Below are 18,432 nucleotides of genomic sequence, written 5' to 3'. Positions count from 1 at the left end.
AGCTTACGCCTCGGCCGGCGGGGTCTCTTCGGCGGTCGCTTCGGCGACCTGCTCGGCTTCCGCGGTCGGCTCTTCGGTCGCGGCTTCGACTTCCGCGGCGATCACGGCCTCGGCTTCCTCGTTCGAGCCCTCGGCCGGGGCTTCCTCGGCGGCCGGCGCGGCGGCGGCAGCGGCTTCGGCGGCCTTCGCCTCGGCGGCGGCTTCCTCGGCGGCCTTCAGCTTCTCGGCACGCTCCTCGGCGCGCTCGACGGCCTTCTCGCCCGGCTTGCCCTTGTTCGGGTTGTTCTTGGCGGTGCGCTCCTTGAGGCCGGCGGCGTCGAGGAAGCGGGCAACGCGGTCGGTCGGCTGCGCGCCGACGCCCAGCCAGTAGGTGGCGCGATCGCTGTCGAGGGTGACGCGCTTGGCGTCATCCTTGGCGAGGAGCGGGTTGTAGGTGCCGATCTTCTCGATGAACTTGCCGTCGCGGGGCGAACGGGCGTCGGCAACGACGATGCGGTAGTAGGGACGCTTCTTCGAGCCGCCGCGCGACAGACGCAGGGAAATAGCCATTACAATCTTCCTTCTTCGTATTCGTCACCCGGCGCGAACCGGGATCTCGTGGTTGTCGTGGTACTCTTGCCGCCTGAGACCCCGGCTTCCGCCGGGGTGACGGCTATTTCTTCTTCAAAAAATTCTCGAAACCGGGCGGGAGCTGCGGCGCGCCCGGGCCGCCAAGGCCGGGGAGCCCGCCGGCGCCGCCGGGGCCGCCCAGCTTGCCCATCATGTCGCCCAGCTCGGCGCCGCCCAGCGCGTTGCCGATGCCGCCCATGCCGCCGCCGGGACCGCCCTTGCCGAGCATGCCGACCAGGCCCTTCAGGCCGCCCATCTTCTTGAGCCGCTTCATCGCGGTCTGCATCTCGAGGTGCATCTTGAGCAGCTTGTTGACGTCCTGCACCGTGGTGCCCGAGCCCTTGGCGATGCGGATCTTGCGCTTGGCGTTGATCAGATCGGGCTTGGCGCGCTCCTTGGGCGTCATCGAAGTGATCATCGCGTCCATGCGGATCAGCACCTTGTCGCCACCGACCTGATCGACCGCGGCCTGCGCCTTCTTCATGCCCGGCATCATGCCGGCGAGCGCGCCGAGGCCGCCCATGCGGCGCATCTGGGCAAGCTGGCCGCGCAGGTCGTTCATGTCGAACTGGCCCTTGGCGAGCCGCGCCGCCATGCGCTCGGCATCTTCCTCCTGGATCGCCTGCGCCGCCTTCTCGACGAGGCTGACGACGTCGCCCATGCCGAGGATGCGGCCGGCGACGCGCTTGGGGTGGAAGGGCTCGAGCGCATCGAGCTTCTCGCCCATGCCGGCAAACTTGATCGGTTTGCCGGTGACCGCGCGCATCGACAGCGCCGCGCCGCCACGGGCATCGCCGTCCATGCGGGTGAGGATCACGCCGGTGAGCGGCACCTGCTCGGAGAAGCTGGTGGCGACGTTGACGGCATCCTGGCCGGTGAGCGAGTCGACAACGAGCAGGATCTCGTTCGGCGTAGCGATGTCCGCCACTGCCTTCATCTCGTCCATCAGCGCCTGGTCGACATGGAGTCGGCCGGCGGTGTCGAGCATCAGCACGTCGAAGCCCTGGAGCTTGGCGGCGTTGAGCGCGCGCTTGGCGATCTCGACCGGCTGCTGGCCGGCGACGATCGGCAGCGTCTGCACCTCGGTCTGGGTGCCGAGTACCGCGAGCTGCTCCTGCGCGGCCGGACGATTGACGTCCAGCGACGCCATCATCACCTTCTTGCCTTGGCCCTTGAGCAGCTTCGAGAGCTTGGCGGTAGTGGTCGTCTTGCCCGAGCCCTGGAGGCCGACGAGCATGATCACGGCGGGCGGGGTGACGGCGATCTCGAGCTCGGCCGTGTCCGGGCCGAGCATGTCCACGAGCGCGTCGTGGACGATCTTCACCACCTGCTGGCCCGGGGTGATCGAGCGGAGCACTTCGTGGCCCACCGCCTGCTCGGTCACCTTCTCGACGAAGTCGCGCGCCACCGGAAGCGCGACATCGGCTTCCAGCAGGGCAATCCGCACTTCGCGCATCGCGGTGCGGACATCGGCGTCGGTCAGCGCGCCACGACCACGCAGGCGCTCGAATACGCCACCCAGCCGTTCGCTCAGACTTTCGAACATGGACCAAGACACTCCAAATCAGGACCGCGAATCGCCAAACGCAAAACACGCCGGCGGACGAAACCTCGTCGGCCGGCGTCACCCCTGGGGGTGGCAAATGTCTCGCGTTCAAAGAGAACGGTCGCGGCGGCCCCTAGCCCAGAGAGGCATAGGAAGCAAGTAGATAGGACTATTCCTCCCCGAGCTCGCCTGGGGAGGAATGCAAGGCGAAAGAAATATTGCACGAACGTGTCGGCAGCTTAACCCGTTCTATACCGTGCGCATGAGAAACGACCCCGATCATAGTTGGGGATCGTTGCCGGCATGTCGCTGGACCACGAAGAACAAGCCGTATCGCAAAGCGCCGCGCGCCCGGGCCTGCTCTCGGGCGCGATCAGCGTGTCCGCGATCCTGCTCTTTGTCGGCACGGGCAGCGCGGTGCTCTCCAAGACGCTGCAATATTATTTCGAGGGCGGTGCGCCGGCAGACCGCACGCTGGTGATCGCGCTGCTGCTCAACGTCGCGCTGATCCTGTTCGGCTGGCGCCGCCACAGCGCGCTGAGCCTGGAAGTGCAGGTCCGCGCCGCCGCGGAGGAGCGCGCCCAGCAGCTGGCGAATCGCGATCCGCTGACCGGCTTCCTCAACCGCCGCAGCCTGGCCGAGGAAGGCGCCGCGATGTTCGTGCGGGCCCAGCGCCGCCGCAAGGCGATGGCGATGCTGATGCTCGACCTCGATCACTTCAAGACGATCAACGACATGCACGGCCATGCCGTGGGCGACGCGCTGCTGCGCGCGGTGGCGAGCGAAGTCGCGCACGTCATGCCGCCGATCGCGCTGACCGCGCGGCTGGGCGGCGACGAATTCGCCTGCGGCTTCCTGTTCGACCCGAGCGAGCCTGCGGTGGTGGAGCGCATCGCCGAGCGGCTGGTGAGCCGCATGGCCCAGCCCTTCGAGGCCGAAGGGCTGCGGCTGCATATCAGCTGCTCGCTGGGCATCGCGCGCTCGGACTTCGACTGCGCCAGCATCGACGCGCTGATGCGCTCGGCCGACATCGCGATGTATGCGGCGAAGAAATCGGGCCGCAACCGCTATGCCTGGTTCGATCATTCGATGGAGCGCGAGCTCCAGATCCGCAACGAGCTGGAGAACGGCCTGCGCACCGCGATCCCGCGCGGCGAGATCGTCCCCTATTTCGAGCAGCAGGTCGATCTGAGCACCAACCGGCTGCACGGCTTCGAGGTGCTGGCGCGCTGGGAACATCCGCAGCGCGGGCTGATCAGCCCGGAACTGTTCATCCCGATCGCGGAGGAGACCGGCATGATCGCCGATCTCTCGCTGTCGATCATGCGCCAGGCGTTCATCGCCGCGCGTGACTGGGACCCGTCGCTGAGCCTGTCGATCAATATCTCGCCCTGGCAGCTGCGCGACGCCTGGCTGGCGCAGAAGATCATCAAGGTGCTGGCCGAGACCGGCTTCCCGGCAAGCCGGCTCGAGGTGGAGATCACCGAAAGCTCGCTGTTCGATAACCTGGCGCTCGCCCAGTCGATCGTCGGCAGCCTGAAGAACCAGGGCGCGCGGCTGGCGCTCGACGATTTCGGCACCGGCTATTCGTCGCTGGCGCATCTGCGCGCGCTGCCGTTCGACCGGATCAAGATCGACAAGAGCTTCGTCATGTCGCTCAATTCAAGCGCCGACTCGGCCGCGATCGTCAATGCGATCATCAGCCTGGGCGAGAGCCTGAACCTGCCGATCACCGCCGAGGGCGTGGAAGACGCTGCGATCGAGGAGCGGCTGCGCACCGCCGGCTGCGCCAAGGCGCAGGGCTGGCTCTATGGCAAGCCGCTCTCGGTGAGCGGCGTGCGGCGCCTGCTCGCCGAGCGGCGGCTGATCCTGACCGGCTCGGGCACGCAGAGCGGGCCCGAAGCGGCCGAGGGCGATCGGCGGCTGGCGGGGTAACAACTGCGCTTAATTCGTCATGCTGAACTTGTTTCAGCATCCAAGGCACCGCACGGGATATCCTTGGTAGCGAGTTGGACCCTGAAACAAGTTCAGGGTGACGGTTGGTATTTGGGGGGAGTTGAGCCTACCACCCCGCCCCTTCCTGCTTCAGGAATTCCAGCTCCTCGGGCGTCGACTCCCGCCCCAGCGCGGCGTTGCGGCTGGGGAAGCGGCCGAAGCGTTCGATCACCTCGGCATGCTTCACCGCGAAATCTAGAATATAGTCGTCCCCCAGCGTGCCGAACTTCTCGACGCTCAGCTTCTGCATCGCCCGATCCTCGGCGTGCTCGAGCGGCAGATAGAGGAACTGGCGCTCCTCCAGCGTCATCGCCACTTCCCAGCCGCGCTCGATCGCTTCCAGCGCGAGGCCAAGCGCCAACGGATCGGCGGCATAGGCCTGCCCGCTGTCGCGGTGGAGGTTGCGGCTGAACTGGTCGAGCAGCAGGATCGCGGCGAGCAGCGTCTCGGGATCGTCGCGCCAGCCTTCGGCCTCCGATCGCAGCACGTGGTCGCGCAAGGCGCCGAAACGCGTGCGGATCTCCGCGTCGAGCGTGTCCGAGCGCTTGAAATGCTGCTCGGACGTAAGCGCGAACCAGAAGCCGAGCACCTCGCGGGCCTTCGCGTGGACATCCAGGGTCGCTGCGCCTAGATCACCGGTCAAATGTCATCCCCTCACGTCATCAGTCTGGGCTGCCGGCTCAACCTTGCCGAGAGCGAAACGATCCGTGCGCTGTTGTCGGATCGGGACATGGTCGTGATCAACAGCTGCGCGGTGACCAACGAAGCGGTCAAGCAGACGCGCCAGGCAATCCGCCGCGCCAGGCGCGAACGGCCGGGTGCCGAGCTGGTGGTGACCGGCTGCGCGGCGCAGATCGATCCCACCGCCTTCGCGGCGATGCCCGAGGTCGACCGGGTGATCGGCAATGCCGAGAAATTGCAGGCGAGCGCCTGGGCCTCGCCCGAGCCGGTGGTGGTGCAGGACATCATGGGCGTCCGCGAAACCGCGCCGCACCTTGCGGCGAGTTTCTCGACGCATGCCCGCGCCTTCGTCGAAGTGCAGAATGGCTGCGATCATCGCTGCACCTTCTGCGCGATCCCCTATGGTCGGGGAAACAGCCGCTCGGTCCCCGCCGGCGCGGTGATCGACCGCGTGGCGCAGCTCGCCGAGAGCCATGCCGAGGTGGTGCTGACCGGCGTCGACCTGACCAGCTATGGGCCCGATCTGCCCGGCGCGCCGAGCCTGGGGCAGCTGGTCGAGCGCATCCTGGCACATGTGCCAAGGCTCCGGCGCCTGCGGCTTTCCTCGCTCGACGGGATCGAAGTCGACGACCGCCTGTTTGCGCTGCTCACCGGGGAGCCGCGCCTGATGCCGCACGTCCATCTCTCGCTTCAGGCGGGGGACGACATGATCCTGAAGCGCATGAAGCGCCGCCACAGCCGCGCCCAGTCGGTCGCGCTGGTCGAGCGGCTGCGCGCGGCGCGGCCGGAGATCGCGATCGGCGCCGACCTGATCGCCGGCTTCCCGACCGAGGACGAGGCGATGTTCGCCAACACGCTCGCCCTGATCGCGGATTGCGGCATCGTCCATGCCCACATCTTCCCCTACTCGCCCCGTTCGGGCACGCCGGCAGCGCGGATGCCGCAGGTGCCGCCCGCGATCGTGAAGGACCGCGCCGCCCGGTTGCGCGCCGAGGCCGGCCGGGTGCGGGACAATTGGCTGCAAAGCCTGGTAGGCAGCACGCAGCAAGTGCTGGTAGAGCGCCCGGGTGATCGCGGGCATGCCGGCAATTTCGCCGAGGTACGGTTTTCCGCCCAGGAGATTGGTTCAATCGTGCAAGTTCAGATTACCGGCGTGGAGAGCAACACGCTCACCGCCACCCTCCCCCGTCATTCCCGCGAAGGCGGGAATCCATTCTCGCTGCAGGGTATAATGGATCCCCGCCTTCGCGGGGATGACGAAGGAGAAAGCATGTGAGCAGCTGGCACGAGAAGCTGCTCGGCGGCTTCCGCAAGACGTCCGACCGGCTGATCGGCAACCTCGCCGGGCTGGGCCTGGCGCGGCTCGACGATGCGACGCTCGACGAGATCGAGGAGGCGCTGATCGCCTCCGACCTGGGCCCCGCCACCGCGGCGCGCGTGCGCCAGCGGCTGGCCGAGGGCCAGTATGAGCGCAACATGGAGGAGCTGGGCATCCGCCTGGTCGTCGCCGACGAAGTCGCCAAGGCACTCGAGCCCGTCGCCAAGAAGCTGGAGATCGAGGCGTTCCCGCGCCCGCAGGTGATCCTGGTCATCGGCGTCAACGGTTCGGGCAAGACCACGACGATCGCCAAGCTGGCCAATCTGCTGATGGAACAGGATTATGCGGTGATGCTCGCGGCGGGCGACACCTTCCGCGCCGCCGCGATCGGCCAGCTCAGGACCTGGGCCGAGCGGATCGGCGTGCCGATCGTCACCGGTCCCGAAGGCGGCGATGCTGCGGGCATCGTGTTCGAGGCAGTGAAGAAGGCGACCGAGATCGGCACCGACGTGCTGATCGTCGACACCGCCGGGCGGCTGCAGAACAAGACTGAGCTGATGGACGAGCTCGCCAAGATCCGCCGCGTGCTCGGCCGGCTCAATCCGGCAGCACCGCACGACGTGGTGCTCGTGCTCGACGCCACCACCGGCCAGAACGCGCTCAACCAGATCGAGGTGTTCAAGGAAGTCGCCGGCGTCACCGGGCTGGTGATGACCAAGCTCGACGGCACCGCGCGCGGCGGCGTGCTGGTGGCGGCAGCGGAGAAATACGGCCTGCCGATCCACGCGATCGGCGTGGGCGAGAAGGTCGACGATCTGCGCCCGTTCAACGCGCAGGAAGTGGCACGCATCATCGCGGGCGTGGAGGAGCTTACCAATGGCTGAGAAGAAGGCCGCCTCGCCCGGCGTGCGCATGCTGATCGATTACGGGCCGCTCGCGGTGTTCTTCGCGGTCAACTCGCTCGCGCACGGCCCGGTGCTGGCGCGCGTCTTCGCCGCGACGATCGCCTTCATGATCGCGATGACCGGCGCGATCGCGCTGAGCTGGTGGAAGACCCGCCATGTCTCGCCGATGCTGTGGATCACCGCCGCCTTCGTGCTGCTGTTCGGCGGGCTGACGCTCTATTTCCACGACCAGACCTTCATCCAGATCAAGCCGACGATCATCTATGCGATGTTCGCGACTGTGCTCGGCTATGGCCTGATCGCCGACAAGCCGCTGCTCCAGACGCTGCTCGAACAGGCCTATCCGGGGCTTTCGGCCAAGGGCTGGCGGCTGCTGACGATCAACTGGACGATCTTCTTCGCGGTCGCGGCGGTCGCCAACGAGGCCGTGCGCCACGTCGTCAGCTGGGACCAGTGGGTGCTGTTCAAGACGTGGATCATGATCCCGGTCACGCTCGTCTTCGCGATGCTCAACATCCCGATGCTGCTCAAGCACGGCCTGCAGCTGGAGACGCCCGAGGAGGCGCCGATCCCGCCGCAGGAGTAGTTTGGCGGTGTCGAGCAACCTCTATCGCGCGGTGCGCGCCGCCAACTGGCTGCGGCGCCAGATCCGCTCCAATTCGCTGTGGTTCCTCGGGCTGTCGCTGCTCGTCGGCGCCGGTGCGGGCCTGAGCGCCATCGCGTTGGGCCAGCTCGCGCGCGGCACCCAGCGGCTGCTGTTCGGCCTGCCCCAGGGCGAGCATCTGAGCGCCGTCGAAACCATCGAGCCCTGGCGGCTGATCGCGCTGCCCGTGGGCGGCGCGCTGCTCGGGCTGGTGCTGTGGCTGCTGCGCCGGCGCACCCCGGTCGATATCGTCGAGGCCAATGCGCTGCATGGCGGCCGCATCCCGGCGCGCGACACCGCGACCGTGGTGGGCACCACGCTGCTTTCCAACGCCTTTGGTGCCTCGGTAGGGCTCGAGGCGGCCTATGCCCAGGCGGGCGGCGGACTCGCCTCGCTGCTCGGCCAGAAGGTCAAGCTTCGCCGCAGCGACCTGCGCACGCTGATGGCGGCGGGTGCCGGCGCCGCGGTGAGTGCCGCGTTCGGCGCGCCGCTTACCGGCGCCTTCTACGCCTTCGAAGTGGTGCTCGGCGCCTATACCCCCGTAACCGTCGCCCCGGTGATGCTCGCCGCACTCGGCGCCGCCGTGGTCGCGCGCGGCATGGGGATGACGCCCTATGTGATCGCTGCCGGCGGCATGCATCCGATCGGCACCGCGGACTATGTGCTCTACGGCATCCTCGGCCTGATCTGCGCGCTGACCGGCATCGTGCTGATGCGGACGGTGTCGCTGGTCGAGCGCGCGGTGCACCGCTCGAAACTGCCGATGCACTGGGCACCGCTGGTCGGCGGGCTGCTGCTCATCCCCTTCGGCCTGATCACGCCGCAGGCGCTGTCGGGCGGGCACGGCGCGCTCAACCTCAACCTCGCCGCCGAAGTGACGATCGCCGGGCTGGCGCTGACGATCCTGCTCAAGCTGCTCGCCTCCTCGCTGTCGCTCGGCTTCGGTTTTCGCGGCGGCCTGTTCTTCGCCTCGCTGTTCCTCGGCTCGCTGGTCGGGCGGCTCTACCAGGTGGTGCTGGCGCAGGTGCCGCACCTGCATGTGCTGGCGCCCGACGATGCCACTGTCGTGGGCATGGCCGCATTGGCGGTGGCGGTGGTCGGCGGGCCAATGACGATGTCGCTGCTCGTGCTCGAAGTGACGCATGACTTCAGCATCACCGGCGTCGCGGTGGCCGCAACGCTGATCTCCTCGACCGTGTCGCGCGCGATCTTCGGCTATAACTTCTCGACCTGGCGCCTGCACCTGCGCGGCGAGACGCTGCGCAGCGGCCGCGACGTCGGCTGGATGCGCGCGTTGACCGCCAAGCAGATGATGCGCCGCGACGTGTCCCGGCTCGCCGCCGATGCCAGCGTCTCGGCATTCCGCGATCGCTTCCCGCTCGGCTCGACCACCCGCGTGGTGCTGCTCGACGTGAAGGGCCGCTATGCCGGCATCGTCGAGACCGCGGCGGCCTGGGCGCCCGACGTGGCGCCGGTGGCGGAGATCGGCTCGCTCGGCCGGCTCGGCCATGCCCGGCTCGCGCCCGAGATGGGGATCGGCGAAGTGCTGGAGACGTTCGACCGGGTCGCCGCCGACGACCTGGCGGTGGTTGCGCCCGACGGCGCCGTACTCGGGCTGATCACCGAGCGGCATGCCAGGCGCCGCTATGCCGAGGAGCTGGAGCGTTCGCAGCGGGAGCTGTACGGCGAGGCTTGATCGCTGCCCTCCATCCGTCATCCCCGCGAAGGCGGGGATCCACTCAGTACCGTCAGCGCCAATGGATCCCCGCCTTCGCGGGGATGACGAAAGAGTATTATTTCCGGGCGCCGCTGCGCTTGGCGATCACGTCGCTGCGCAGCGCCTCGCGCCGGGCGAACAGCTCGGCCTCCTCGGAGGGGCTGAGCCCGCCGGCGGCATAGCGCTCCTCCAGCGTATCGATCTGAAATGCCTCGCGCTTGAGCTGCTTCGCCTCGCGCCGGGTCAGCTGGCCACTCGAACGACCATCGCGAATGTCGCTGCGGATCCTGGCGGTCTCGGCGGCGCTCTGGTCGCGCCCCATCGAACTGCCCGAAGGCCCCCGCATGGTCGGCCCGCCCCATATCTGCGCGGAAGCCGGCACGGCAGCGAGCAGCAGGGGTGCAAGGAGCAGATAACGGCGCATCACGTTTTTCCCCGAAGAAGTGTGCGCCGAAGGTTGCCTCGGCCGGTTGAACCTCGGCTTAATGCGGCCCGAACCGGAGCCGTTCCCCGGCGAAAGCCGGGGCCCAGGGCCACGAGCGACACGGCAGAGAAACCCTGGGCCCCGGCTTTCGCCGGGGAACAGCAGAAGCTCTACCCGGACAATGAAAGGGGCGCCCGGTTGCCCGGACGCTCCTTTGCAGATCCGATCGCGAAGGATCAGCTGTCCTGGTCGGCGCGGCTGATGCCGTTGCCGTCGAGGTTCTGGGAGACGAAGTCCCAGTTGATGATGTTCGCAGTGATCGTCTCGAGATACTTCGGACGCAGGTTGCGATAGTCGATGTAGTAGGCGTGCTCCCACACGTCGATCGTGAGCAGCGGCTTCATGCCCTCATAGACCACCGGGGTGTCGGCGTCGTGCAGCGAGGTGACCTTGAGCTGGTCGCCGTCGAGCACCAGCCAGCCCCAGCCGTTCGAGAAATGGTTGGTCGATTCCGCGATCAGCTTCTTCACCAGCTCGTCGGTCGAGCCGTATTGCGCGGTGATCATCTCGGCGAGCTTGCCGCTCGGCGCGGTCTTCTCGCCGGTCAGGCCTTGCCAGAAGAAGCTGTGGTTCCAGATCTGTGCCGAGTTGTTGAACAGGCCCTTGTCGGCGGTGCTCTTCGCATGCGCGATCACTTCGCTGAGCTTGCGGCCCTCCAGGCCCTTTTCGGCGATGAAGCCATTGGTCTTGTCGACATAGGCCTTGTGATGCTTGCCGTGGTGAAACTCGAGCGTCTCGGCCGACATGTGCGGCGCCAGCGCGTCCTTGTCGAAGGGAAGCGGGGGAAGTTCGAAGGCCATTGGTCTCTCCAGGGTTCACCAGGGGGTTCACCCGGGCAACGAACCGCCGGGCGATGCGGTCCCTCCCCTAGCGCGCAAAAATCCCCGCTGTCGCGGAAAAATCGTTGCACCCGGCAAATGAAAATTCCGATCGCGGGCAATTGGCAGAATTACTATTGCGAATGATAGGCAATAGCTTGGATTTACACGGCTTTCGAGGCTGCTGTTGCGACTTTTCTTCCGTCATCCCCGCGAAGGCGGGGATCCATTGGCACCATCAGTATTGAATGGATTCCCGCCTTCGCGGGAATGACGAACGCGGCAGGCGCCGAGCCCTAGCCCCCCGCCTGCAGCAACTCATGCCGCTTCAAGGCATGGCGAAGCTGGTCATAGGTAAGCCCCAGCGCTTCCGCCGTGGCGCGCTGGTTGAAGCGGTGATCGGCAAGCGAACGCTGGAGCAGCTCCTTCTCGAAGCGCGCCACCCGGCCCTTGAAATCGGTCGTCCCGGAAAGCGTCGCCGGCTGCTCCTCGAGCGCCATCGGCGCCGCGCTGGCGACGGCGGCCGGCATGGACTGACTCGAGGCGCTGCCCTGCATCGGGCGCATCCGCCAGGGCGACTGGAAGGGATCGATCTCGATCGCATCGATCGGCCCGTCCTGCTCCCAGCGATAGACCGCGCGCTCGACAACGTTGCGCAACTCGCGGACATTGCCGGGCCAGTCGTAATTGGTGAGGATATCAAGCGCGTGCGGCCCCCAGCCCGGCCAGTCGACCCAGCCGATCTCGCTAGCCATGCGACGGCCATAGAATTCGGCGAGCACCTCGACGTCGCCGCCGCGGTGGCGCAGCGGCGGCAGGGTGACGACCTCGAAGCTCAGCCGGTCGAGCAGGTCGGCGCGGAACGTCCCCTTCTCGACCCGCTCGGGCAGATGCTCGTTGGTCGCCGCGACGATGCGCACATCCACGGTAACCGGCCGCGACGAGCCGATCCGGGTGACCTCGCCATATTCCACCGCGCGCAGCAGTCGTTCCTGCGCACCCATCGACAGCGTGCCGAGCTCGTCGAGGAACAAAGTGCCGCGATGCGCTTCCTCGAAGCGCCCCACCCGCGCCTTGGTCGCGCCGGTGAAGGCGCCGGCCTCGTGGCCGAACAGCTCGGCCTCGATCAGCGTCTCGGGCAGCGCCGCGCAGTTCATCGTGACGAGCGGCTGGTCCCAGCGCGGGGACAGGCGATGGAGGCGCTCGGCGACCAGCTCCTTGCCGGTGCCGCGCTCGCCGATCACCAGCACCGGGCGATCGAGCGCGGCGGCGCGGCTGGCGCGTTCCAGCGCGTCGAGAAAGGCCGAGGATTCGCCGATGACCTGGGTTATGCGCTCCATGCCAAATCCTTGGTGTATTTTCCCAACAGTTGGCAAGTAAAATCCGCCAGCTGAACGCCTTGTGAACGGCAAAAACGGCAGATTTCTGCGGTTTTCACAAATTGGCACGCCCCCTGCAATGCATTGGGCAAGCCCACTGACGGGCCAATCGAAACGCCAAGGTTCAGGACGAACACAATGAACGCCAACGCCAACAACGCCGCCTACTACCGCAACGCCTTCTTCGCAGTGGCCTTTTCGGTCGCGGCAGGCCTGGTCTTCATGGCCGGCGCGGTTGGTCCGGCGGTCCTCGCCTGACAACAGGGTCCCCCGCTCGCTTCCCCTCGCGAGCGGCACACCTGACGGGAGGGGTCACCCCCTAGGCCCCTCCCGGCAGGAAACAAAACGAAGGAGTAACGACGAAATGGGTATCTTCTCGCGAACCCGGGACATCATCGCCGCCAACGTCACCGATCTGCTCGACAAGGCGGAGGACCCGGCGAAGATGGTCCGCATGATCATCCTCGAGATGGAAGAGACTCTGGTCGAGGTCCGCGCTTCTGCTGCCCGCACGATTGCGGACCAGAAGGAGATGCGCCGCCACATCGCCAAGCTCGAGAAGCTCCAGGAGAGCTGGACCGAGAAGGCCGAGCTGGCGCTCTCGAAGGGCCGCGAGGACCTGGCCAAGGCCGCGCTGGTCGAGAAGCAGAAGGCCGCCGACATGTGCGAGCAGCTTTCGGAGGAGATTTCGGTGCTCGACGAGGCCCTGAAGGCTTCGGAAGAGGACATCAACAAGCTCCAGACCAAGCTGCGCGAGGCGCGTGCCCGCCAGAACTCGATCGTCACCCGCATGGAAAGCGCCAACAACCGGGTGCGCCTGCGCGAGATGACCAATGGCAGCCGCATGCAGGACGCCTTCTCGCGCTTCGACGTGCTCGAGCGCCGGGTCGACCTGGCCGAGGGCCGCGCCGATGCGGCTGGCCTGGGCGGCGCGCCCAAGACGCTCGACGAGGAAATCGCCGAACTCCGCTCGTCGGAGAAGGTCGATGCCGAACTCGAGGCGCTGAAGGCCCGCCTGGCAAAGGGAGCCTAAGCCATGGAGGAAGTCTTTCTGCCGATCATGATCGTCGGGATGCTCTTCATCGGGCTCCCCTGGGTGATCATGCACTACATCACGAAGTGGAAGCAGTCGGCGACGATCACGGGCGAGGATGAGAAGCTGCTCGACGAGCTGCACTACACAGCCCGCCAGCTCGAAGAGCGCCTGCTCACGATCGAGCGGATCATCGCCGCCGACAACCCCGACTTCCGGCCCCTGCGTGGCGACCGCCCCGAGGAGAGCCCCTACGATATCTCGCGGAGGAACTGATCATGTCGAGCCGTACCAAATTCTATCTCGACAAGGCCAACGGCAAGTGGCTGGGCGTCTGCTCGGGGCTTGCGGACTATACCGGCATCGACGCCATCTGGCTCCGCCTCGGCTTCGTGCTGCTGTCCTTCGGGATCTTCCCGATCAACCTGGTCGCCTATGTGCTGATCGCCTGGATGGCGCCGAACAAGCCCTACGGCCTCTACCAGGGCCCGGAAGAAGCGAAGTTCTGGCAGGGCGTCCGCTCCAACCCGAGCCGCACCACCGCCGAGGTCCGCTCCAAGTTCCGCGACATCGACCGCCGCATGGCCGATATCGAGATGTATTATACGAGCCGCAACACGCGCCTCGCCGACGAGATCGACAGCCTGCGCTGAGGCGCAGGCGGTCAAAAGGGGAAGAGACATGGATCCGACGCCGATCATACTGGGAATGGTTGCAGGCAGCATGGGAACGCTGGCCATCCAGTCCCTCGCGCAGCGGAAGGTGAAGCGGGCACTGGCAGATGCCGCCCGCACCGCCCCGGAAGCCCGGGAGCAGGGCCTCCAGCGTCGCGAAACGCTCGATATGCACAACCGCCTCGCCGTGCTGGAGGAGATCGTCACCGATCAGCCGCGCCGGCTTGAGGCAGAGATCGACAGCCTGCGCTGAACGCCGGGCAGTCAACAGGAGGAAGACATGAGGGAGTTTGGTTGGCTGGTTCCGGTTCTGATCGTCGCCGCGGTGATGGCGAGCCGGGCCTTCCAGACCTGGGTCCGCGCAAAGCACGGCTATCCGGTCGAGGACGAGAATTGCAGCGGCCGCAGCTACCGCGGACAGCGGGGCGGCAGCGACCTGGAGGCCGAGCGCAAGATCGCCCTGCTCTCCACCGAGAATGAGCGGCTGACCGGCCAGATCTCGCGGCTCGAGGAGCGGATCGCAGTGCTCGAGCGGATCGCCACCGATCCCGCCGAGCGAGTGGCCCGCGAAATCGACAGCCTGCGCTGAGGAGCGAGACGATGAGCTTTCCCTTCGCAGCCTTTGCCCCCGTCGCCCTGATCATCGGTGCGCTCGCGGTGGCAGGCTGGGTGTTCACCACCTGGCTCCGCATCAAGCACGGCTATCCGCTGGATGGCGCCTGGGGCCAGGCAGTCTATCCGAAGAACGACGACGCGGCGATGGAGCGGATCAAGCTCCTGAGCCAGGAGAATGCCCAGCTCCGTGCGGAACTGGGGTCGATCAAGGACCGGCTCGCCAATGTCGAGCGGATCGTGACCGACAGCTCGCACAGCCTCGATCGCGAGATCGAAGCCCTGCGCAGCCCGCGCAACTGAGGAGACACGATCATGATCAGCCCCCTGCTCATCCCCATCCTGGGCATCTGCTGCGGACTGCTCGCCATCTTCGGCGGCGTGTTCCTCAAGCCCTGGCTCGCGCTGCAGCAGCGCAAGATGGAGCTGGAAGCGCAGATGGTCGCCGAAAAGGCTGCCCAATATGCCGCCCAGACCGAGCGGCTGGAGCAGCGGGTCCGGGTGCTGGAGCGGATCGTGACCGACAAGGGCCTCGACCTCTCCGACGAGATCGAACGACTGCGGGACGAGAACCCGCTGAACTGAAGACCCATCGCGGCGCCCAAGATCGCCGCCAGTAAAGAGGAAGTCCAACATGATTGCGATTGTGATGGTCGCAGTGCTGACGGCACTGTGCGGGGGAGCTATGTACCTCGCGGAAATGCGTGATCGCCCCGTCCGCCGCGCCGAGCGGCTCGCCCGGGCCGCCCAGCAGAACTGATCCGCCCAGCGTGTTTGAAGGAGGTGTGGAATGAACCCGTTCGAGATGGTTTTCGCGATTATCGTGATCGTCACGATCGGCAGCGTGCTCAAGGCGCGCTACGGCATCCACAAGGACAAGGACGGCAACGAGGTCTATCGCGGCGGCGCCGCGGATAGCGTCTCCGCCGCCGAGAATGCCCGCCTCAAGGACGAGATCCGCGCTCTCAAGGAGCGCGTCCAGGTCCTCGAGCGCGTGGTTACCGACACCGAAGGCAGCGTCCGCCTCGATCGCGAGATCGAATCGCTGCGCGACAAGAACTGACGTCAGACCAAGGGAGGCACGACGTGACCCAGGATCCGACCATGTATCTCACGCTCGCCGTTTCCGGCCTCGCCGGGCTCGGCATGATCACCACCGCCGGGCTTTCGGGCTGGCGCGGCTGGCTCGCCCTCAAGCGCCAGGAGCTGAACGCGCTGCACGCGCCGGATGCCGCTCCGGTGGGCGCCCCGACCGCAGGCTCGCGGATCGAGATCGCCGACCTCAAGGAGCGCATTCGCAAGCTCGAAGCGATCGCGGCCGGGGTGGATTTGTAAGGAGCCGTCGCTTTCCATCCCGTCATCCCCGCGCAGGCGGGGATCCAGGGTAACAAGCGACGTCGCTCTTGGCGCTGGATCCCCGCCTGCGCGGGGATGACGGAAGACAGAGCGGGGCTAGGCGAGCGGCGCAGGACCGCTATAGCGCCACCCATGACCAGCCTCGCCGACCTGCAGGACGAATATGCGTTCCTCGAAGCCGATGACCGCTATCGCCTGTTGATCGATCTGGGCCGCGGGCTGGAAGACATGCCCGAAGCGCTCAAGACCGACGCTACCCTGGTCCGCGGCTGCTCGGCCGCGGTGTGGGTCTATCCCACCCGTCTCGACGACGGTCGGCTGCATTTCCTGGCCGATTCCAACGCGGCGATCACCAAGGGAATCATCGCGCTGGTGCTGCTGACGGTGCAGGACAAGGCCCCGGCCGAGATCCTGGACGCAGACATCGAAGGCGCCCTCGCCCCGTTCGACCTGAAGAACCAGCTCAGCTCGAACCGGACGCAGGGCATCCCGAACATGATCGCGCTGGTGCGCGAGACGGCGCAGCGCTACGCGGACTGAAATCCGCTTGGCAGGCTGAGCGGATCGCCTATCCTCCCCGCAAAAGGGGGAAGGGTTCCATGACCATGGTTCGCGGCTTGTCCTTCATGCTGGCGCTCGCCGCGCTAGCGCCGGCTGCTCAGGCGCAGCAGGCATCGCCCACCGCCCCCCTTCCCCCCGGCCTGGTTGCACCGCGGCTCGAACGCTTCGCCAGCGAGGCCGAGCTGCGCACCTATCTGCGCCGCGTGCAGCGCGAGGCCAAGCTGCGCGATCTGTGGGCCGGGCTGTTCCAGCCGTTCCGCGTCGCCCAGAACGTGCCGCAGGACGTGCCCTGCACCGATCCGAAGCTCTGCCCGCCGGATACCGCCAACGATTCGGTCGTCGTCACCGGCTCACGCATCACGTCCAAGCCGGCGACGATCACCAATGTCCAGGAAGCCGGGGTCGACGAAGGCGACATCGTCAAGCAGATCGGCCGCTTCCTGCTGGTGCTGCAGGACGGGCGCATCTTCTCGATCGATACCGGCGGCAACGGCCTCAAGCTGGTCGACCGCGCCAATGTCTATCGCGATGCCAGCGACGACATGTGGTATGACGAGATGCTGGTCGCGGGGAACCAGGTCCTCATCACCGGCTATTCCTATCGCGAGGACGCGACCGAGCTTTCGGTCTTCCGCCTTGGCCCGAGCGGCAAGCTGGAGCGCCGCGGCACCTTCCTGCTCTCGTCCGACGACTATTACGACACCAGCAACTATGCGACCCGGCTCGTGGGCGACAGCCTGGTCGTCTATTCGCCGCTCGACCTGTCCGACGTCGATCCGGACAAGAAGTTCGACTGGCCGCTGATCCGCCGCTGGGTGCCCGAGAAGGAGCGTGACGACAGCAAGATGCCCGGCCGCCACCTGTTCGATGCGCGCAGCATCTACAAGCCGGTGCAGCCCACGCTCCAGCCGACCGTGCATACCGTCTCGGTCTGCCCGCTCGGCCCCGTCGCCAGGGGTGGCGACCTCGCCTGCCGCGCCACCGCGGTGATGGGCCCGCCCCAGCGCGAATTCTATGTGACGCCGAGCGACGTCTATCTGTGGGTGACGCCCGGCTGGAACGAATATGACACCTATGGCTGGGCGAAGGGCGGCAAGTGCGGCACCTGGGGCCGCAAGGGCCCGTCGGAGGGGCATCCGGCGATGGCCTTCCGCCTGCCGGTGAACGGCGCCCCGCCCACCGCGATGGCCGCGGCGGGCCTGCCGAGCGACCAGTTCTCCTTCGATGTGAGCGGCGGCCGGCTGCGTGCGCTGCTCCGCTTCGTCCCGATCGCCTGCGACGAGAGGGATGCCGATCGCGACCGGCGCAGCCTGGTCAAGCCGCTCAAGCTGCTCGACGTGCCGCTCTCCGCCTTCGGCAACACGCCCGGCCGGGCCCCGCGCCGCGCCTATCGCTACGCGCCTTCGGTGGGCAGCAACTATATCGAGAACCGCTTCACCGATAAGTACGTCGTCTATGCCGGCCGCCAGAGCTGGCACGTCCGGCCGCCCGAGAAGGACGAAGTGCCGGGCAGCGCCACCGTGGTCGCGCTGCCGCTGCGCGGCGGCAGCCCGACCACGCTCAGCGTGCCGCACAATCTCAACCGGCTCGAGCGGATGGGCGACGACATGATGCTCGACGGCTATCGCGACCAGAAGGGCCTGAGCGTCAGCGTGCTCGACCTGTCGCGCACGCCGCATCTCACCGTGCCGGTGCTGCTTGCCGACCGGTTCGAGAGCGAGGGCCGCAGCCATGCGTTCAACGCGATGATCGGGCCCAAGGGCGATGGGCTGTTCGGCCTGCCCACCGTTGCGCGCGGCGACGACGACAATTGGTGGTGGCGCAGCGAAGCCTCGGACGTGAGCTTCCTCGCCGTCGACACCCGGCGCCAGGCCCGCCGCATCGGCGAGCTGGAATCGACCAAGGGCGATGCGGCGGTCGACGAGAGCTACAAATGCGAAGTCTCGTGCATCGACTGGTACGGCAACACCCGCCCGATCTTCACCGACGGGCGGATCTTCGCGCTGTCGGGCACCGAGCTGATCGAAGGCACGGTGACCGGCGACCGGATTCGCGAGATCCGCCGGCTCAACCTGTCGCGCCCGGTGGACGGCAAATAGCG

Annotated in this window: 23 protein-coding genes; 17 read left to right on the top strand and 6 right to left on the bottom strand. The window is 67.0% G+C overall.

The genetic code is table 11. From position 1 onward, the window contains the following. Positions 1-3: 3 nt before the first annotated feature. Positions 4-549, bottom strand: coding sequence for a 30S ribosomal protein S16 (rpsP, locus tag P6144_RS02025; RefSeq protein ID WP_277766049.1), 546 nt, complete (start codon positions 547-549; stop codon positions 4-6). A 103-nt stretch (positions 550-652) separates the two neighbouring features. Then, a complete protein-coding gene (gene ffh, locus P6144_RS02020; protein ID WP_277766048.1) occupies positions 653-2,155 on the bottom strand; it encodes a signal recognition particle protein in 1,503 nt (500 codons plus the stop codon). Positions 2,156-2,458: 303 nt separating this feature from the next. Between ffh and P6144_RS02015 the strand changes: the two genes are divergently transcribed. Then, complete coding sequence (locus tag P6144_RS02015; protein ID WP_277766047.1) at positions 2,459-4,090, top strand: EAL domain-containing protein; 1,632 nt, start codon at positions 2,459-2,461, stop codon at positions 4,088-4,090. 127 nt (positions 4,091-4,217) lie between these two features. Here the strand turns inward: P6144_RS02015 and P6144_RS02010 are convergent, their stop codons facing one another. After that, complete coding sequence (locus P6144_RS02010) at positions 4,218-4,793, bottom strand: DUF924 family protein (protein ID WP_277766046.1); 576 nt, start codon at positions 4,791-4,793, stop codon at positions 4,218-4,220. On the opposite strand from P6144_RS02010, the gene mtaB reads away from it, so the two are divergent. Genes mtaB through P6144_RS01990 form a run of 4 tightly spaced genes read left to right on the top strand, consistent with a single transcriptional unit; the run spans position 4,794 to position 9,393 of the window. Continuing rightward, entirely contained in the window at positions 4,794-6,107 is a 1,314-nt protein-coding gene (gene mtaB, locus P6144_RS02005) for a tRNA (N(6)-L-threonylcarbamoyladenosine(37)-C(2))-methylthiotransferase MtaB (protein WP_277766045.1), read from the top strand. It begins immediately after the preceding gene. Then, positions 6,104-7,033: a signal recognition particle-docking protein FtsY gene (ftsY, locus tag P6144_RS02000; protein ID WP_277766044.1), complete on the top strand. Its 930-nt coding sequence runs from the start codon at positions 6,104-6,106 to the stop codon at positions 7,031-7,033. The genes mtaB and ftsY overlap by 4 nt, the downstream gene beginning before the upstream one ends. Next, positions 7,026-7,640 (top strand): inner membrane-spanning protein YciB, encoded by a 615-nt coding sequence (locus tag P6144_RS01995; RefSeq protein ID WP_277766043.1) that lies wholly within the window; start codon positions 7,026-7,028, stop codon positions 7,638-7,640. The genes ftsY and P6144_RS01995 overlap by 8 nt, the downstream gene beginning before the upstream one ends. A gap of 7 nt (positions 7,641-7,647) precedes the next feature. Continuing rightward, positions 7,648-9,393 carry a chloride channel protein gene (locus P6144_RS01990; protein WP_277766042.1) on the top strand — a complete coding sequence of 582 codons (1,746 nt, stop codon included), beginning with the start codon at positions 7,648-7,650 and terminating at the stop codon, positions 9,391-9,393. Between the two features lie 97 nt (positions 9,394-9,490). Here the strand turns inward: P6144_RS01990 and P6144_RS01985 are convergent, their stop codons facing one another. The 3 genes from P6144_RS01985 to pspF all read right to left on the bottom strand — a co-directional run bounded on the left by P6144_RS01985 (position 9,491) and on the right by pspF (position 12,056). After that, positions 9,491-9,838, bottom strand: a complete 348-nt coding sequence (locus tag P6144_RS01985) for a hypothetical protein (RefSeq protein WP_277766041.1) — start codon at positions 9,836-9,838, stop codon at positions 9,491-9,493. Between the two features lie 236 nt (positions 9,839-10,074). After that, complete coding sequence (locus P6144_RS01980) at positions 10,075-10,698, bottom strand: superoxide dismutase (RefSeq protein ID WP_277766040.1); 624 nt, start codon at positions 10,696-10,698, stop codon at positions 10,075-10,077. A 314-nt stretch (positions 10,699-11,012) separates the two neighbouring features. After that, complete coding sequence (gene pspF, locus P6144_RS01975; RefSeq protein ID WP_277766039.1) at positions 11,013-12,056, bottom strand: phage shock protein operon transcriptional activator; 1,044 nt, start codon at positions 12,054-12,056, stop codon at positions 11,013-11,015. 403 nt (positions 12,057-12,459) lie between these two features. Here pspF and pspA point away from each other — a divergent pair, with 403 nt between their 5' ends. The 12 genes from pspA (at position 12,460) to P6144_RS01915 (ending at position 18,430) form a co-directional block, all read left to right on the top strand. Next, a complete protein-coding gene (gene pspA / locus P6144_RS01970; RefSeq protein WP_277766038.1) occupies positions 12,460-13,128 on the top strand; it encodes a phage shock protein PspA in 669 nt (222 codons plus the stop codon). A 3-nt stretch (positions 13,129-13,131) separates the two neighbouring features. Further along, a complete protein-coding gene (gene pspB, locus P6144_RS01965) occupies positions 13,132-13,404 on the top strand; it encodes an envelope stress response membrane protein PspB (protein WP_277766037.1) in 273 nt (90 codons plus the stop codon). Further along, positions 13,404-13,781: an envelope stress response membrane protein PspC gene (pspC, locus tag P6144_RS01960; protein WP_277766752.1), complete on the top strand. Its 378-nt coding sequence runs from the start codon at positions 13,404-13,406 to the stop codon at positions 13,779-13,781. Before pspB ends, pspC begins: the two co-directional genes overlap by 1 nt. Before the next feature lie 28 nt (positions 13,782-13,809). Next, positions 13,810-14,055, top strand: coding sequence for a hypothetical protein (locus tag P6144_RS01955; protein WP_277766036.1), 246 nt, complete (start codon positions 13,810-13,812; stop codon positions 14,053-14,055). Between the two features lie 75 nt (positions 14,056-14,130). Next, complete coding sequence (locus P6144_RS01950; RefSeq protein WP_277766751.1) at positions 14,131-14,391, top strand: hypothetical protein; 261 nt, start codon at positions 14,131-14,133, stop codon at positions 14,389-14,391. Between the two features lie 11 nt (positions 14,392-14,402). Then, a complete protein-coding gene (locus P6144_RS01945; protein WP_277766035.1) occupies positions 14,403-14,717 on the top strand; it encodes a hypothetical protein in 315 nt (104 codons plus the stop codon). A gap of 12 nt (positions 14,718-14,729) precedes the next feature. Then, positions 14,730-14,999, top strand: coding sequence for a hypothetical protein (locus tag P6144_RS01940; protein WP_277766034.1), 270 nt, complete (start codon positions 14,730-14,732; stop codon positions 14,997-14,999). A gap of 49 nt (positions 15,000-15,048) precedes the next feature. Beyond that, entirely contained in the window at positions 15,049-15,174 is a 126-nt protein-coding gene (locus P6144_RS01935) for a hypothetical protein (protein ID WP_277766033.1), read from the top strand. A gap of 30 nt (positions 15,175-15,204) precedes the next feature. After that, positions 15,205-15,477, top strand: a complete 273-nt coding sequence (locus P6144_RS01930; RefSeq protein WP_277766032.1) for a hypothetical protein — start codon at positions 15,205-15,207, stop codon at positions 15,475-15,477. Between the two features lie 41 nt (positions 15,478-15,518). Further along, positions 15,519-15,749, top strand: coding sequence for a hypothetical protein (locus P6144_RS01925; RefSeq protein WP_277766750.1), 231 nt, complete (start codon positions 15,519-15,521; stop codon positions 15,747-15,749). Between the two features lie 153 nt (positions 15,750-15,902). Beyond that, positions 15,903-16,310 carry a SufE family protein gene (locus tag P6144_RS01920; RefSeq protein ID WP_277766031.1) on the top strand — a complete coding sequence of 136 codons (408 nt, stop codon included), beginning with the start codon at positions 15,903-15,905 and terminating at the stop codon, positions 16,308-16,310. Between the two features lie 59 nt (positions 16,311-16,369). Beyond that, a complete protein-coding gene (locus tag P6144_RS01915; protein ID WP_277766030.1) occupies positions 16,370-18,430 on the top strand; it encodes a beta-propeller domain-containing protein in 2,061 nt (686 codons plus the stop codon). Positions 18,431-18,432 lie beyond the last annotated feature (2 nt).

Source organism: Sphingomonas sp. HITSZ_GF (assembly GCF_029543155.1).
Lineage (GTDB): Bacteria > Pseudomonadota > Alphaproteobacteria > Sphingomonadales > Sphingomonadaceae > Sphingomonas.
Note: the sequence above shows the minus strand (reverse complement) of the source record. Positions and strands in the feature narration are given on the sequence as shown.